The following is a 15,150-nucleotide window of genomic DNA, read 5'->3' as shown; positions in this document are numbered from 1 at the left end:
GCTCGATCTCGGACAGGGTGAGGGCGGCCCCGAGGGTGACGTGGTCGTCGGCGACCTCGAACTCGCGCAGCTCCGGCAGCCGGTCGATGGCGACCAGCAGCGGGGCCCGCACGCCCTTGATGTTGACGTCGACGCCCCAGTCGGTGGAGCCGGCCACCACGGTCGCGTCCGGACGCATCGCCAGCAGCCGCAACGTCTCCGGCAGGTCCTTGGGGCGCACGAACGTGCCGTCGTCACCGGCCAGGTGGGTCTCTGCCGGCGCAGGTGCAGGAGTGCTGCGCCGCCGCGCGAGGGGGTCGTCCTCGGACGGTGCGCCCACGGCATACGCGGCGTCCCTGATGGGGCGGTAGCCGGTGCAGCGGCACAGGTTCCCGGACAGCGCGTGCAGGTCGAAGCCGTTCGGCCCGACCTCGCCGTGCCCGTCGGTGTCCGTCGTCGCGCACGCCGCCGGCGCACCGGCCGGGCACCGGTCGGCGCGGTAGTACTCGGCCGCCATGCTGCACACGAACCCCGGCGTGCAGTAGCCGCACTGCGAGCCGCCGCGCACCGCCATCTCCTGCTGCACCGGGTGCAGCGCGTCGGTCCGGCCGAGGCCCTCGGCGGTCACGATCTCCTGACCGTCCAGGGCCGCCGCGGGCACCAGGCAGGAGTTCACCGACGTCCAGACGGTCCCCCCGTCGGTGCCGCCGTCGTCCGCCGTCCTGTCTCCCGGCCGCGCCACCAGGACGGCGCACGCCCCGCACTCGCCCTCGGCGCAGCCCTCCTTGCAGCCGGTGAGTCCTTGGCCGCGCAGCCAGTCGAGCGCGCTCGTGTGGGCCGAGACGCCGTCCAGCGCCGCGGGACTGCCGTTGACGGTTGCCTGCAGTGGGTTCATGCCCTGAGCTCCTGTCGCCACCCGTGTCGATCATGGCCCCGGTTCGACGTGTGTCGCACGGCTCCTGCGTCGAGGCGGGGCACGGTTGTGGGAGGCGACCACCTGATGGTTATCCGTGCTGAACAACAGGGGCCCAGTTACTCGGACTGTACCTCCGCCTCCCGGGGCAGGTACAGGGTTGTGGAAGTTCCTTTTCGTATGCCGGGAAGCGCCGGTCAGTGCCCCGCGGCCCGGTCGAGCAGGCGGCGACTGGCGTCCGCGGCGTCGCGGGCTACCGCCTCCTCCTCCAGCGTCACCAGCCGGTCGCGCTCGACGACCGACCGGCCGCCGACCAGCAGCAGCTCCAGCGGCGGCGGGCTGCCGAGGACCAGGCCGGCCACGGGGTCGGCGATGTCGACGTGCGGCAGCGTGTCCACCCGCCAGACCGCGAGATCGGCCAGCTTGCCGGGCTCGAGGGAGCCGATCTGGTCGTCCCAGCCGAGCGCCCGTGCCCCGTCGATCGTGGCCATCCGCAGGGCGTCGCGCGTGGACAGGGCCTGCGGGCCACCCGCGGCGCGGGCGAACAGCAGCGCGTGCCGCGCCTCCTCGAGCAGGCTGGCGGACTCGTTCGAGGCGGCGCCGTCCACGCCGAGCCCGACCGGCACGCCGGCGTCGCGCAGCTCGCGGCTGCGGCAGATGCCCGCCCCCAGCCGTGCGTTCGACGACGGGCAGTGGGCCACCCCGGTGCCCGTCGCCCCCAGGGTGCCGATCGCCCGGTCGTCGAGGTGTATGCCGTGCGCGAGCCAGACGTCGTCTCCCAGCCATCCCAGCGACTCGACATACTCCACCGGGCTGCAGCCGAAGTGCTCCCGGCAGTAGTCCTGCTCGTCCAGCGTCTCGGCGAGGTGGGTGTGCAGCCGCACGCCCTTGTCGCGGGCGAGCAACGCGGCCTGCTTGAGCAGCTCGCCGGTGACCGAGAAGGGCGAGCAGGGCGCGAGCCCGATGCGCAGCATCGAGTCGGGCGAGGGGTCGTGGTAGCGGTCCACGGCCTCGGCGCTGGCCGTCAGGATCGTGTCGAGGTCCTCGACCACGTGGTCCGGGGGCAGCCCGCCTTGGCTGCGGCCGAGGTCCATCGAGCCGCGGGTGGGCAGGAACCGCAGGCCGACCCGTCGCGCGGCGTCGACCTCCGCCGCGAGCAGGTCCCCGCCCGCCTCCGGGAAGACGTAGTGGTGGTCCATCGAGGTGGTGCAGCCGGTCCGCGCGAGCCAGCCGAGGCCGGCGGTCGCGGCCGAGCGGACGATGTCCTCGTCGAGGCCGGCCCAGACCGGGTAGAGGGTGGTGAGCCAGCCGAACAGGGTGTCGTCGACGGCGAGCCCGCGGGTCACCCACTGGTAGAGGTGGTGGTGGCAGTTGACCAGTCCCGGGGTGACGACGCAGCCGCGGGCGTCGACCACCCGGGCTGCGCCGTCACGGCCCGCCGCCTCGGGGGCGGGTCCGGCGCCGACCGCCGTGATCCGGCTGCCCTCGATGACCACGTGGCCGCTGCGGTGCTCGGTGCCCGCGGCGTCCATCGTCACGACGGTGCAGCCGTCCAGAGTGAGGCGGCCGGCCGGTGCCGGGGCGCGGAAGGATGGGGTGTTCACGATCTGTGGCCTCTCCGGTGGTGCGGTCGGGGTGCGCCGCTCGCTGCTCGACGGCACACCCCGACCGGTCAGTCCCGTTCCAGCCGGCGTTCGCGCGCGCTGTGGATCGGGTTGGCCCCCGCGACCAGGTCGTCGAACCGGTGCCCGGCGATCTTGGCCACCTCGATGATGGCGGCCGCGTGCTCCTGGACGGGTGAGTTGTTGAGTCGGTCCCAGCCGTGCCGAAGCACGTCCTTGACGGAGGACTCGTCGCGGATGCAGGCGATGAGCGGGAAGCCGAACCGTTCGCGGTAGGCGTCCGTCAGCGACAGCAGCTCCTCGTGCTCCTGGTCGGCGAGCCGCTGCAGGCCGAGGGAGGACTGGTCGCGCAGGGACTCCGGGTCGTCGGTGACCGTGGCGGAGCCCAGGTCCGGGTAGTGGTCCAGCAGGCTGCCCTGCTCCTCCCGGCTCGCGGAGAACAACGCCTCCTGGAAGGCCCGGCGCAGGTCGTGGGTGTCGGAGAACGGGCGGAAGTCGTAGGCCCGCTCGACCGCCCAGTCCGTCTGCGTGCCGCCCTGGAACAGGCCGGTGAACGTGCGGACGAACTCCTCGCGGCTCATCACGTTGACCTGGTCGAGGCGGATGAGGTCACCGGGGCGTCCGGCCACGGCGGGGCCGTAGTCCTTGCCGAGGTGGTGGAAGACGAGGTTGAGGATGATCGCCGTGAGGCTGCCGACGGTGATGCCGCTGCCGAAGAGGATCTGGGCCCAGCCCGGCACCGCCTTGGCGACGTCCGGCACGGCGGTGACGTACATCGCCAGGCCGACGCTGGTCGCCACGATCACGACGTTGCGGTGGTCGTGGAAGTCCACCCGCGACAGGGTCTGGAAGCCGACCACGGCCACGGTGCCGAACATCGCGAGCGCAGCGCCGCCGAGAACGGGGTGGGGGATCCCCGCCACCAGGGCTCCTGCTTTGGGGATGACCCCGAGAAGGATCATGATCGCGCCCGCTGCCGCGACGACATACCGGCTCTTGATGCGGGTGAGGCGCACCAGGCCGACGTTCTCGGCGAAGCAGGTGTAGGGGAAGGAGTTGAGGACACCGCCGATGGTGGTGGCCAGGCCGTCGGCGCGCAGGGCGCGGCCGATGTCCTCCTTGGTGATCCGCTTCTCCACGATCTCGCCGGTCGCGAACACGTCCCCGGTCGTCTCGACCGCGGTGATGAGCATGACGACGATCATCGAGATGATCGCGGCGATCGAGAACTTCGGCCAGCCGAAGTAGAACGGGTGCGTGACCCCCAGCCAGGCCGAGCTGCCGACGTCGGTGAAGTGCGCGTCGCCGAACAGCCAGGCCACGAGCGTGCCGACCACGAGACCGACGAGGACCGCGACCGTGGCCATGAAGCCCTTGAACACGCGCTGGATGACGACGATCAGCGCCAGGGTGCCCAGGGCGTAGGCCATGTTCCGACCGCTCTCCGGGTGCAGGGTCGGGCCGGCGCCGCCCGCAGCGTCCGCGGCCGCGACCGGGAGCAGGGCGATGCCGATGATGCTGATCACCGAGCCGGTGACCACCGGCGGGAAGTACTTGATCAGCCGGCTGATGTACGGCGCGATGAAGAAGGTGAACAGTCCGGCGACGATGACCGCGCCGTAGATGACGAGCAGGCCGTCGGTGCCCTTTCCGGCGGCGACGCCGATGGCGATCATCGGGGAGACGGCGGTGAAGGTGACGCCCTGCAGCAGCGGGAGCTTGACGCCGACCTTCCAGAAGCCGATCGACTGGATGATCGAGGCGATGCCGCAGGTGAACAGGTCGGCGTTGATCAGGTGAATGAGCTGCGGGGTGGTGAGGTCGATCGCGCTGGCGAGCAGGATCGGGACGATGACCGCGCCGGCGTAGAACGCGAGGACGTGCTGGAAGCCGTAGATCGCGAGCTTCGGCACCGGAAGCATCTGGTCAACCGGGTGCTTGGGGCGGCGGGACGGAGCGGGGGACTGCACAGGCAGATCAGAGGTGGAGGACATGGGAACTCCTCGGCACGGGCGCCCTGAGGACGTCGAACCCGACTGGTCCCGGTGCGCCGCGGGGGGACACGCAGCCGCACCGTTATATCGGACTACGGAAGGTCACTTCCGTTGAGCAGGAACGCTAAGCCCGTGATCTGGCTCACGTCAACGGTTTGTTGAAAATCGGTTCGCGCAGTTCCGTCGGGCCCTCGGCAGGCGGGGCTCCGTCGCCATTCCAACTGGCAGTACCGGGCGTGGGCGGGGCCGTTGAGCACGGGCCGGGTGCCCGAGGGGGAGTACTGCCAGTTGAGATTGCGGTTTCCGGCCACCGGCCCCGACAGAAAGAGCGGCCCGGCCAGAAGCCGGACCGCCCACCTGTCACCACCACGAACTGGTGCGCGAGGGGGGAGTTGAACCCCCACGCCCTTTCGGGCACACGGACCTGAACCGTGCGCGTCTGCCTATTCCGCCACTCGCGCGCGCCCCCACAGTGTGCTGTACGCGGCCGGTCAACTCCAAACCGGGGTGACCACGGGCGGGAGCCGGAACCCACCGCCGCGCCAACGCGTCCTGAAGGAGGAAGCGCCACAGGCTAACACGCGGCCCACCGCAGGGAGACCGCGCTCGCTCAGCCGCGGCAGTTACGATCGAGCGGGCCAAGCCGTAGGCGACACCGAGGATCAGGAGGGCGCGTGGGACTGTTCGACAAGCTCGAGCAGACGGTCGAGCGTGCCGTCAACGGTGTGTTCGCCAAGGCGTTCCGCTCCGAGGTGCAGCCCGTCGAGATCGCCGCGGCGATGCGGCGCGCGATGGACGACCGGGCCGCCGTCGTCGGGCGCGGCCGCACCATCGTGCCCAACCTCTACACCGTGGAGCTGTCCGACACCGACTACGACCGGCTCACCGCCTACTCGGGCACCCTCACCGACGAGCTCATCGCCTCGGCGCAGGAGCACGCGGAGTCCCAGCGCTACACCCCGGGCGGCCCGCTCGACGTCGAGTTCGTCGCCGACGAGCAGCTCGAGACCGGCGTCTTCCGGCTGCGCCCGGCCAGCGGCCGGCCGCGTCAGCGCGAGCCGGAGCGCCCGCACCGCGGCGACAGCCGCGACGAGAGCCGTGCCGGCAGGCAGGGGTATGCCGAGCCCGCCCCCGAGCGCCCCGCCGCACCGCACGCTCCGGCCACCGCGGGAGCCGCCGCGGCCGCGGCTGCCGTCGCCGCGGGGGCCCACACCAGCCGGCCGGAGAGCGAGGCCTACGCCGCCGACCCGAGCGAGGCCCGCGACGGACACGGCGCCTGGGGCCGTCAGGGCGAGCCCTCGGCATACCGCGGGGACGGCGACCGCTCGACCTACCGCGACGAGCGAGCCGGCCAGGCGCCGCGTCGCGCGCCGTCGGGGGACGAGACCGTCTTCCAGCCGCCGGAGGGGGCCCGGCCGCCGCGCCGCCGCCCGGAGGAGCGGCCCTGGCTGGAGATCGACGGCCAGCGCTACCCCCTCATGGGCGCCCACACGATCCTGGGCCGCGACGGCTCGGCCGACATCGTGCTCGACGACCCGGGGATCTCCCGCCGGCACACCGAGATCCGGGTGACCCACGACGGCCCCCACCTCGTGGCCACCATCCGCGACCTGAGCTCCACGAACGGCACCTTCGTCGACGGCGAGCGCATCCGCAGCCACCGCCTGAACGACGGTGACCAGCTGACCCTGGGCCGCACGCGGGCGATCTTCCACGCCGCCGGGCGGAAGTGAGCCACCCGACCCATGAGCGAACTCACCATCACCGTCATCCGGCTGGGCCTGCTGGTCCTGCTGTGGGCGTTCATCTTCAGCGTCGTCGGCGTGCTGCGCGGCGACCTCTACGGCACCCGCGTGATCACCCGCACCGCCAAGCGGGCCGTCACCCGACCGTCCTCCTCGCCGCGCGACGGGGACAGCGGCGCCCGCCAGCCCGACCGGCGCCGGGAGGAGCGGCCGACGCGGCGCGGACCCGGCCACCTGACCGTGGTCGAGGGCTCGATGCGCGGCACGACCATCCCGCTGCGCGACAACCTGCTCATCGGGCGCAACCCCGAGTGCACCCTGTCGCTCGGCGACGACTTCGCCAGCGGCCGGCACGCGCGCCTCTACGAGCGCGACGGCGGCTGGTACGTCGACGACCTCGGCTCCACCAACGGCACCTTCGTCGGCAACCAGCGCGTCGAGCAGGCCGCCCGCGTCGACACCGGCTCCCGCATCCGGATCGGCCAGACCGTCCTCGAGCTGCGGAAGTAACCCCTCGCCATGGCGATCGCGCTGCGCTATGCCGCACGCTCGGACCTCGGGCTGGGCAGCAAGTCCCGCAACGAGGACAGCGGGTATGCCGGCCCGCACCTGCTCGTGCTCGCGGACGGCATGGGTGGGCACGCGGCCGGCGACGTGGCGAGCTCGATGGTGGTGGGCGAGCTGGTCCACCTGGACGGGGAGAGCCACGGCGCCGACGACGCGCTGGAGCAGCTGGGCCTGGCCGTCCGCGACGCCAACACCGCCCTGCACGAGGCGATGGCGGACATGCCCGAGACCGAGGGCATGGGCACCACCCTCATCGCGATGCTGCGGGCAGGCGACAAGATCGCGCTCGCCAACATCGGCGACTCCCGCGCCTACCGGCTCCGCGACGGCTCCTTCAGCCAGATCACCCGCGACCACTCCTTCGTGCAGAAGCTGCTCGACGAGGGCCGCATCACGCCCGCCGAGGCCGAGCACCACCCGCAGCGGTCCCTCGTCACCCGCGTCCTCACCGGCGACCCCGGCGACGAGCCCGACCTGTCGATGCGCGAGGCGCGGGTCGGTGACCGCTACCTGCTCTGCTCGGACGGGCTGTCCGACTTCGTCGGCTCGGACACGATCGAGGAGGTGATGCGCGAGGGTGCCTCACCGGCCGAGATCGCGGACCGGCTCATCAAGATCGCGCTGCGCGCCTCCACCCGCGACAACGTCACGGTCGTGGTGGCCGAGGTGGTCGACCTCGCCCGCACCCCGGCGCCCTCGACCCAGGCCCAGGTGGTGGGCGCCGCCACTGATCGGGTCAACCGGACCCAGGCCGTGCCGCAGACCCCCGCCGAGAAGGCGGCCGCCCTGCACCGCAGCGTGCAGCGCGAGCGCGCCGCGGGCGCCGCCGGTGGCACGAACGTGCTCACCCACGACCGCACCGGGACCAGCGGTCCCGAGGAGTCGGCGGACGGCACCGACGAGCGGCCGCTGCTGGCCGAGTCCGGCCCGGGCAGCCGCACCGGGCGGTGGATCCGCCGGGTCGCCCTGGTCGTCGTGATCCTCGCCGTCCTCGTCGGCGGCGGGTGGGGCGCGTGGAGCTGGACCCAGCAGCAGTACTACGTCGGCGTCCACGACGGCCACGTCGCGATCTACCGCGGGCTGTCCCAGGACCTCGGCCCGATCAGCCTGCACAGCGTGGCGCGCCAGACCGACATCCCGGTCCGGGAGCTCTCGCCGTTCGCCCGTGGCAAGGTCACCGAGACGATGACCGCGGACAACAAGGCCGACGCCGAGCACATCGTCACCGAGCTGCGTACGGAGCTGATCCAGTGCCGCATCCAGAGCCTCGGCGGAGCGGGGTGTCGCCCGTGAGCCGCCCCACGCTCGCCGCTCGACCCGTCGCGGAGGCCCCGGCATGAGCACCGTGACCACCGTGCCACCGCGCACCCGCCGCAACGTCGAGCTGCTCCTGCTGCTCTTCGCCATCGGCATCGTGCTGCTCGCCTACCTCAACGTGGGGCTGGTGATGCAGGACGAGGTGCCCCCGGACATCGCGACCTACGGGATCGGCCTGACCGTGCTGGCCGTCGCCTTCCACCTCGTGCTCCGGTGGAAGGCCTCGTATGCCGACCCGATCCTCCTGCCGATCGCCACCCTCCTCAACGGGCTGGGGGTGGTGATGATCCACCGGCTGGACCTGGCCGAGGGACGCACCGTCGCCAACGGCCTGGCCACCAAGCAGCTGCTGTGGAGCGCGGTCTCCGTGGTCGTGGCCGTGGTGGTGCTCTTCGTGCTGCGCGACCATCGCATCCTGCGTCGCTACACCTTCACCGCGATGCTCGCCGGCATCGTCCTGCTCCTGCTCCCGCTGCTGCCGATCATCGGCAGCGCGCACTACGGCTCGCAGATCTGGATCCACCTGGGACCGATGAGCTTCCAGCCCGGTGAGGTCGCCAAGATCGTGCTGACCGTCTTCTTCGCCGGCTACCTCGTGCAGACCCGCGACGCGCTGTCGCTGGTCGGCAAGCGCGTGCTCGGCTTCCCGCTGCCCCGGGCCCGCGACCTCGGCCCGATCCTCGTGGTGTGGGCGGCCAGCATCGGCGTCCTCGTGCTCGAGAAGGACCTCGGCACCTCCCTGTTGTTCTTCGGCCTGTTCGTCGCGATGCTCTACGTCGCCACCGAGCGAACCTCGTGGATCGCGATCGGCCTGCTGCTGTTCGTCGGCGGCTCCTACGTCGCCTACCTGCTCTTCGGCCACGTCCAGGAGCGGGTGCTGCTGTGGCTGCACCCGTTCTCGCCGCACGCGCTGCACGTCAGCGACCAGCTCGCGCTCGGCCTGATGGGCATGGGCAACGGCGGCCTGCTGGGGACCGGCCTGGGCCAGGGCCACCCCGAGCTGACCTACTTCGCCGAGAGCGACTTCATCTTCCCCAGCTTCGCCGAGGAGCTCGGGCTGGTCGGCGCCTTCGCCCTGCTCGTGCTCTACATCCTGCTGGTCGAGCGCGGCCTGCGGACCGCGGTCGGGGCGCGCGACGGCTTCGGCAAGCTGCTCGCGGTCGGGCTGTCGTTCTCCCTGGCCCTGCAGTGCTTCGTCGTCATCGGCGGCGTCACCCGGGTCATCCCGCTGACCGGGCTGACCACGCCGTTCCTGTCCTACGGCGGGTCCTCCCTGCTCGCCAACTGGACGATCATCGCCATACTGCTGCGCATCTCCGACCAGGCGCGGCGACCGCTGCCGGACCCGGCGACGGACGCGGCGGCGGGCTCGTCGCCGTCCGGTGAGGCGACCGAGGTGGTGAGGGTGCGATGAACTCCCCCATCCGCCGCCTCGCGACCGTCGTGGCCGTCATGTTCTGCGCGCTGCTGGTGTCCACCACCTGGATCCAGTACGTCCAGGCCGACAGCCTCCGGGCACGGCCGGACAACCGGCGCACCCTGCTGGAGAGCTACGCCAAGGAGCGCGGCGAGATCCTCGTCGGCGGCACGCCGATCGCCAAGTCGGTGCCGAGCAACGACGAGCTCAAGTGGCTGCGCACCTACCCCGACGGCAAGCTCTACTCCCACGTCACCGGCTACTACTCCTTCACCTACGGCGCCGGCGGTGGCGTCGAGGGCGCGGAGAACGACGTGCTCAACGGCTCGGCCGACCAGCTGTTCTACCGCCGGGTGGTCGACATCCTCACCGGCAAGCCGCAGCAGGGCGCGAGCCTGGAGCTCACGATCAACCCCAAGGCGCAGCAGGCGGCCGACCAGGCGCTGGGCAACCAGCGCGGGGCGGTGGTCGCGCTCGACCCGCAGACCGGGGCGATCCTCGCGATGGTCAGCCACCCGCAGTACGACCCGAACCGGCTCTCCAGCCACGACCTCAACACGGTCAAGCAGGCCTGGGAGCAGCTCAACGCCGAGTCCGGCAACCCGATGGTCAACCGGGCGATCGCCGGCGACCTCTATCCCCCCGGCTCGACGTTCAAGCTGATCACCGCCGCGGCGGCGCTGTCCTCGGGCAAGTACAGCCCGAGCTCCCAGCTGCCCGGCCCGGCCGTGCTGCCCCTGCCGCAGACCACGGCGAAGCTGCCGAACGACGACGGCCTGCCCTGCGGCCCCGGCAACCAGGCCTCCCTGACGCGGGCGCTGGTCCGCTCCTGCAACACCACCTTCGGGGCGCTCGGCATGAAGCTCGGCGCCGGCGCGCTGCGCAAGCAGGCGCAGGCCTTCGGCTTCGGCCAGACCCTGCAGGTGCCGATGCGGGTGACGCCGAGCCAGTTCCCCTCCGGAGACCTCAACCCGCCACAGACGGCCCAGTCCGCGATCGGGCAGTATGACGTGCGCGTCACCCCCCTGCAGATGGCCATGGTGTCGGCCGCCATCGCCAACAAGGGCACCGTGATGACGCCGTACCTCGTCGACGCGGTGCGCGGGCGCAACCTGGAGACCTCCAAGCACAGCCCCGAGAAGCTCGGCACGGCGGTCAGCCCGGAGGTCGCCCAGGAGCTGACCGGGATGATGGAGCAGGTGGTCACCTCCGGCACCGGCACCGCGGCGCAGATCCCCGGCATCACCGTCGCCGGCAAGACCGGCACCGCCGAGCACGGCACCGGGCAGGCCCCGGACGCCTGGTTCACCGCGTTCGCGCCGGCCCAGCACCCGCAGGTGGCGGTGGCCGTCGTCGTGGAGGACGGTGGGAAGGCCGGCAACGAGGCGTTCGGGGGCACCGTGGCCGCGCCGATCGCCAAGCAGGTCATCCAGGCGGTGGTCCGATGACCCCGGTGACCGCAAGACCACGTGACGCGATCGCGGTGGCGAGCACACGGCATACCGTCGGGCGCAGCGCCCGCACGAGCACGACGACAACCGGCACGACCACAGCCAGCACGACGACAACCGGCACGACGACAACCAGGGACATGACGTGAGCTCCTCACCCCGCCTGCTGGGCGGCCGCTACGAAGTCGGCGACCTCATCGGCCGCGGCGGCATGGCCGAGGTGCACGTCGGCTACGACACGCGCCTCGGGCGCCAGGTCGCGATCAAGATGCTGCGCTGGGACCTGGCGCGCGACACCTCCTTCCTGGCGCGGTTCCGGCGCGAGGCGCAGAGCGCGGCCGGGCTGAACAACCCGGCGATCGTGGCCGTCTACGACTCCGGCGAGGAGCAGACCCGCGAGTCGGGCGGCGCGCCGGTGTCCATCCCCTACATCGTCATGGAGTACGTCGAGGGCCAGACGCTGCGCGACCTGCTCAAGGAGCGTGGGCACCTCGACCCCGACGAGGCCGCACGGATCACCGCGTCGGTGCTGTCGGCGCTGGCGTACAGCCACGACAAGGGCATCGTGCACCGCGACATCAAGCCGGCCAACGTCATGGTCACCCCCACCGGCGCGGTCAAGGTCATGGACTTCGGGATCGCGCGGGCGCTGGCCGACACGGCGGCGACGATGACGCAGAGCGAGGCGGTCATCGGCACGGCGCGCTACCTCTCACCGGAGCAGGCGCAGGGCACGACCGTCGACGCCCGCTCGGACCTGTACTCGACCGGCTGCATGTTCTACGAGCTGCTCACCGGACGGACGCCGTTCGTCGGGGAGCCGGTCTCGCTGGTCTACCAGCACATCGGGGAACAGCCGCTGCCGCCGTCGGCCTACCAGCCGGACGTGCCGGCCGCGCTCGACGCGGTCGCGCTGCACGCCCTGGTGAAGGACCGGGCGCACCGCTACCAGCGGGCCAGCGAGTTCCGGGCCGACCTGCAGGCCGCCCGCTCGGGCCGGGTGATCAGCGCCGCCGCGCGGCACACCGCCGCGTCGATGGCCGGGGTCGGGGCGGCCGGTGCCGCCGGGGCCGGGGCGGCCGCCGGGTTGGCCGGGCGCTACGGCGACGCCAGCGAGACCCAGCGCCTCGGCTCCGACACCCGGACCGAACGGTTCGACCGGAACGAGGCGGGGGCCGCCGGCGCGGGCGCGGCAGCCGGTGCGGCGGCGGGCGGTCGTCCGGCCGTGCCCGGTGACGACGACCCGCACCACACCGCGCCCATCCCGATGAACGTGCCGGAGAAGCGGCGCCGCTGGCCCTGGGTCTTCCTCGTGCTGCTGCTGGTGGCCGCGCTCGGTGTGCTGGGCTACGGCGCCGACCGCTGGATCGTCGGCAACCAGGTCGGCAGCGGGCCCTACCCGAAGGTGATCGGGATGACCCAGCGGGAGGCGGTCGACAGCATCCACAGCCGCGGCTGGCCGGTGCCGAAGATCCAGCACCAGGCCAACGCCGCCGAGAAGGGTCAGGTCTTCGACCAGGACCCGCAGCCGGGCACCGAGCTCGGCAAGGACGAGCGGGGCACGATCTTCGTGTCCAACGGACCGCAGACCGCGACCGTGCCGCCGCTGGTCGGCTCGGACCTGTCCTCGGCGCGGACCACCCTGAAGAACGCGGGCCTGAAGGTCGGGCAGATCAGCCACCAGGACTCCGCGAGCGCCAGCAAGGACACGGTGCTGCAGACCGACCCCGGCTCCGGGGAGGAGCTGCACGTCGGCTCGCCGGTCAACCTCGTCGTGGCCACCGGCAAGAACCGGGTGCCCGACGTGGTCGGCGACGACATGAGCACGGCCATCCAGAAGATCACCGACGCCGGGTTCCACTACGACCCGCACTTCGTGGAGTCGACGCGCACCCCCAACACCGTCATCGACGAGCAGCACGCGGGCGCCCGGGTCGGCATCGGCTCGACGATCCAGCTGACCATCGCCAAGTCGCCGCCGGAGACCAAGACCATCACCGAGACGCAGTCGCCGACCAGCTCACCGTCGCCGACCTCCAGCGAGCCGTCGCCGTCGTCGACGGAGCCCTCGCCGAGCTCGAGCGAGCCGTCGCCGACCTCGACCACCACCGGGCCACCCGGCTCGTCGCACACACCGCCCGGCAAGGGCGGGCCGCACGGCGGGCCACCGCCGATGCAGTGAGCCGGGCCGCTGACGGTCAGCCGGCGGCAGGCACGGTGGCCGCGTCGTGGACCAGCGGCGCGAGCCCGACCGACCGCTCGACCGCGTCGGTCAGGCCGCAGCGGGCCAGCCAGTTCGCGAGCAGCCGGTGACCGCCCTCGGTGAGCACGCTCTCGGGGTGGAACTGCACCCCCTCCAGCGGCAGCTCGCGGTGGCGCACCGCCATGATGACCCCGCTCGGCGTGCGCCCGTGGACGACCAGCTCCTCCGGCACGGTGCCCGGGTCGATCGCCAGGGAGTGGTAGCGCGTCGCGGTGAACGGCGAGGCCAGGCCCTCGAGCACCCCGCTCCCGTCGTGCTCGACGGTGGAGGTCTTGCCGTGCAGCAGCTCCGGGGCCCGCACGACCTGGGCACCGAACACCGCCCCGAGGGCCTGGTGCCCCAGGCACACCCCGAGCATCGGCTGGCCCCGCTTGCCGCACGCCTCGATCACCGACATGCAGACGCCGGCCTCCTCGGGCGTGCCCGGGCCGGGTGAGACGAGTACCCCGTCGAACTCCGCGCCGGCGTCGGGCGGCACCGCGTCGTTGCGCACGACCTCGCACTCGGCGCCGAGCTGCTGCAGGTAGCCGACGATCGTGAAGACGAAGCTGTCGTAGTTGTCGATGACGAGCACGCGGGTCACGCCCCAAGGATCTCACCCGCGCAGCCCGCGCGCCGCGGCCGTCCACAGCCGCCGCGGCTACCTGGCGCGCCCCACCACCGAGGTGTGCGGCAGGTCGAGCGTCCCCTCGTATGCCGGGAAGGTCGCCTTCCGCTGGGCGGTGACCTGGTAGCCCAGGCCCAGCAGGTCGACATACTGGCGGTAGATCTGGACCTGGGGATCCTGCTGGAGCGCGACCTTCATGCCCTGGACGTCGCCGATGGCGCGGATCGTGTAGGGCGGGGAGTAGACGCGGCCCTGCAGGATGAGGGTGTTGCCCACGCAGCGCACGGCGCTGGTGGAGATCACCCGCTGGTCCTGCAGCATCATCGCCTCGGCGCCGCCGCGCCACAGGGCGTTGACGACCGCTTGGACGTCCTGCTGGTGCACGACGACGTCGTCGACGGTGTACGGCGCGGGGATCTGGCTGGCCTGCAGGTGGGCGTCGTCGAGGGTGACGGTGATCGCCGGGCCCGCGACCGGCTGGGTCCCGGCGTCGGGGGCGAGGTGCGTCGCCCGGGTGGTGAGCCGTTCGAGCCGGGCGCTGCCCGGGGCGCGGGACCGGGAGATCCGGTCGACCTCGTTGCGCAGCTGCTGCACCTGGTGGGCCTTGGCCTCGACGCGGGAGTTCTGCTGGCGGATCACGTCGGCGAGGTCGCTGGGGTTGTTGCGCAGGTCGGTGCCCCCGGAGAGGGTAGCGCTGGTCGCGAACAGCACGCCAGCGAGCACGCACACGACTGGCACGAGCACCGACCACGGGCCGCGAGGCCGACGGGTCAGGAAGCGGGTCATCCGCCGGCGTGCGGCGCTCGCGCTCGAACGTTGGCGGGAGGCCGCCATGCGCCCTCCTGTCCTCGGGAACGTGCAGCATCTACGCTAGATCACGACCGTGTTGTCCCCAAGGCCGTGTCGTCTCTCGTGTTGCCTCAGCGACGTGGGCCCGGGGCAGCAGGACCAGCCCCCCACGTGCTGCCGCTGCGGCAGCGCCGATCGAACGAGGAGAACGCCGTGCCGGAGTCCAAGGGTCGACCGAAGGCCAGGGCCAAGGCCGCGGCCGCCCGGGAGGAGGCGGCGCGACAGGCGCGCAAGCAGGAGCCGAACCCGCCGTGGTTCGTCCCGCTGATGTGCGCGCTCATGATCGTGGGGCTGCTGTGGGTGGCGACCTTCTACATCACCCAGGGCTCGTTCCCGGTCGGCGCGCTCGGCTACTGGAACCTGATGATCGGCTTCGCGCTGATGCTGGCCGGGTTCCTGATGACCACCCGCTGGCGCTGACGCCTT

At 72.2% G+C, this 15,150-nt stretch carries 13 protein-coding genes and 1 tRNA gene; 7 read left to right on the top strand and 7 right to left on the bottom strand.

What is annotated here, in order from left to right; genetic code table 11:
- The 4 genes from VFL99_RS02670 to VFL99_RS02655 form a co-directional block, all read right to left on the bottom strand.
- The coding region (locus VFL99_RS02670; protein WP_325104778.1) for a 2Fe-2S iron-sulfur cluster-binding protein at positions 1–874 on the bottom strand (874 nt) is incomplete at its 3' end.
- A 215-nt stretch (positions 875–1,089) separates the two neighbouring features.
- A complete protein-coding gene (locus tag VFL99_RS02665; RefSeq protein ID WP_325104777.1) occupies positions 1,090–2,496 on the bottom strand; it encodes an 8-oxoguanine deaminase in 1,407 nt (468 codons plus the stop codon).
- A 68-nt stretch (positions 2,497–2,564) separates the two neighbouring features.
- Positions 2,565–4,436: a 2-oxo-4-hydroxy-4-carboxy-5-ureidoimidazoline decarboxylase gene (gene uraD / locus VFL99_RS02660; RefSeq protein WP_325104779.1), complete on the bottom strand. Its 1,872-nt coding sequence runs from the start codon at positions 4,434–4,436 to the stop codon at positions 2,565–2,567.
- A gap of 446 nt (positions 4,437–4,882) precedes the next feature.
- A tRNA-Leu gene (locus tag VFL99_RS02655) sits at positions 4,883–4,969 on the bottom strand.
- Between the two features lie 213 nt (positions 4,970–5,182).
- On the opposite strand from VFL99_RS02655, the gene VFL99_RS02650 reads away from it, so the two are divergent.
- The 5 genes from VFL99_RS02650 to VFL99_RS02630 are packed head-to-tail and all read left to right on the top strand — an operon-like array spanning position 5,183 to position 11,002.
- Entirely contained in the window at positions 5,183–6,241 is a 1,059-nt protein-coding gene (locus VFL99_RS02650) for a DUF3662 and FHA domain-containing protein (protein ID WP_325104776.1), read from the top strand.
- A gap of 12 nt (positions 6,242–6,253) precedes the next feature.
- Positions 6,254–6,763 carry an FHA domain-containing protein FhaB/FipA gene (locus tag VFL99_RS02645; protein WP_325104775.1) on the top strand — a complete coding sequence of 170 codons (510 nt, stop codon included), beginning with the start codon at positions 6,254–6,256 and terminating at the stop codon, positions 6,761–6,763.
- A 9-nt stretch (positions 6,764–6,772) separates the two neighbouring features.
- A complete protein-coding gene (locus tag VFL99_RS02640) occupies positions 6,773–8,113 on the top strand; it encodes a PP2C family protein-serine/threonine phosphatase (RefSeq protein ID WP_325104774.1) in 1,341 nt (446 codons plus the stop codon).
- A gap of 43 nt (positions 8,114–8,156) precedes the next feature.
- A complete protein-coding gene (locus tag VFL99_RS02635; protein WP_325104773.1) occupies positions 8,157–9,551 on the top strand; it encodes an FtsW/RodA/SpoVE family cell cycle protein in 1,395 nt (464 codons plus the stop codon).
- Entirely contained in the window at positions 9,548–11,002 is a 1,455-nt protein-coding gene (locus VFL99_RS02630; protein WP_325104772.1) for a peptidoglycan D,D-transpeptidase FtsI family protein, read from the top strand. Before VFL99_RS02635 ends, VFL99_RS02630 begins: the two co-directional genes overlap by 4 nt.
- Here the strand turns inward: VFL99_RS02630 and VFL99_RS02625 are convergent.
- Positions 10,980–11,147: a hypothetical protein gene (locus tag VFL99_RS02625; RefSeq protein ID WP_325104771.1), complete on the bottom strand. Its 168-nt coding sequence runs from the start codon at positions 11,145–11,147 to the stop codon at positions 10,980–10,982. The two genes, VFL99_RS02630 and VFL99_RS02625, sit on opposite strands and share 23 nt — an antisense overlap.
- 3 nt (positions 11,148–11,150) lie before the next feature.
- Here VFL99_RS02625 and pknB point away from each other — a divergent pair, with 3 nt between their 5' ends.
- Complete coding sequence (gene pknB / locus VFL99_RS02620; protein ID WP_325104769.1) at positions 11,151–13,187, top strand: Stk1 family PASTA domain-containing Ser/Thr kinase; 2,037 nt, start codon at positions 11,151–11,153, stop codon at positions 13,185–13,187.
- A gap of 16 nt (positions 13,188–13,203) precedes the next feature.
- On the opposite strand, the gene VFL99_RS02615 is transcribed toward pknB, so the two are convergent.
- Positions 13,204–13,851 (bottom strand): aminodeoxychorismate/anthranilate synthase component II, encoded by a 648-nt coding sequence (locus tag VFL99_RS02615; RefSeq protein WP_325104768.1) that lies wholly within the window; start codon positions 13,849–13,851, stop codon positions 13,204–13,206.
- 57 nt (positions 13,852–13,908) lie between these two features.
- On the bottom strand, positions 13,909–14,709 hold the full coding sequence (locus tag VFL99_RS02610; RefSeq protein WP_325104767.1) for a DUF881 domain-containing protein: 801 nt from the start codon (positions 14,707–14,709) through the stop codon (positions 13,909–13,911).
- Between the two features lie 168 nt (positions 14,710–14,877).
- On the opposite strand from VFL99_RS02610, the gene VFL99_RS02605 reads away from it, so the two are divergent.
- Positions 14,878–15,144 carry a cell division protein CrgA gene (locus tag VFL99_RS02605; RefSeq protein ID WP_325104766.1) on the top strand — a complete coding sequence of 89 codons (267 nt, stop codon included), beginning with the start codon at positions 14,878–14,880 and terminating at the stop codon, positions 15,142–15,144.
- Positions 15,145–15,150 lie beyond the last annotated feature (6 nt).

This window comes from Segeticoccus sp., assembly GCF_035708005.1.
Note: the sequence above shows the minus strand (reverse complement) of the source record. Positions and strands in the feature narration are given on the sequence as shown.

Bases quoted from the DNA above. Each gene is read 5' to 3' on its own strand.
- VFL99_RS02640 (WP_325104774.1), top strand. From the start codon at position 6,773: ATGGCGATCGCGCTGCGCTATGCCGCACGCTCGGACCTCGGGCTGGGC.
- VFL99_RS02630 (WP_325104772.1), top strand. From the start codon at position 9,548: ATGAACTCCCCCATCCGCCGCCTCGCGACCGTCGTGGCCGTCATGTTC.
- VFL99_RS02625 (WP_325104771.1), bottom strand. From the start codon at position 11,147: ATGTCCCTGGTTGTCGTCGTGCCGGTTGTCGTCGTGCTGGCTGTGGTC.
- VFL99_RS02645 (WP_325104775.1), top strand. From the start codon at position 6,254: ATGAGCGAACTCACCATCACCGTCATCCGGCTGGGCCTGCTGGTCCTG.
- uraD (WP_325104779.1), bottom strand. From the start codon at position 4,436: ATGCTTCCGGTGCCGAAGCTCGCGATCTACGGCTTCCAGCACGTCCTC.
- VFL99_RS02635 (WP_325104773.1), top strand. From the start codon at position 8,157: ATGAGCACCGTGACCACCGTGCCACCGCGCACCCGCCGCAACGTCGAG.
- VFL99_RS02610 (WP_325104767.1), bottom strand. From the start codon at position 14,709: ATGGCGGCCTCCCGCCAACGTTCGAGCGCGAGCGCCGCACGCCGGCGG.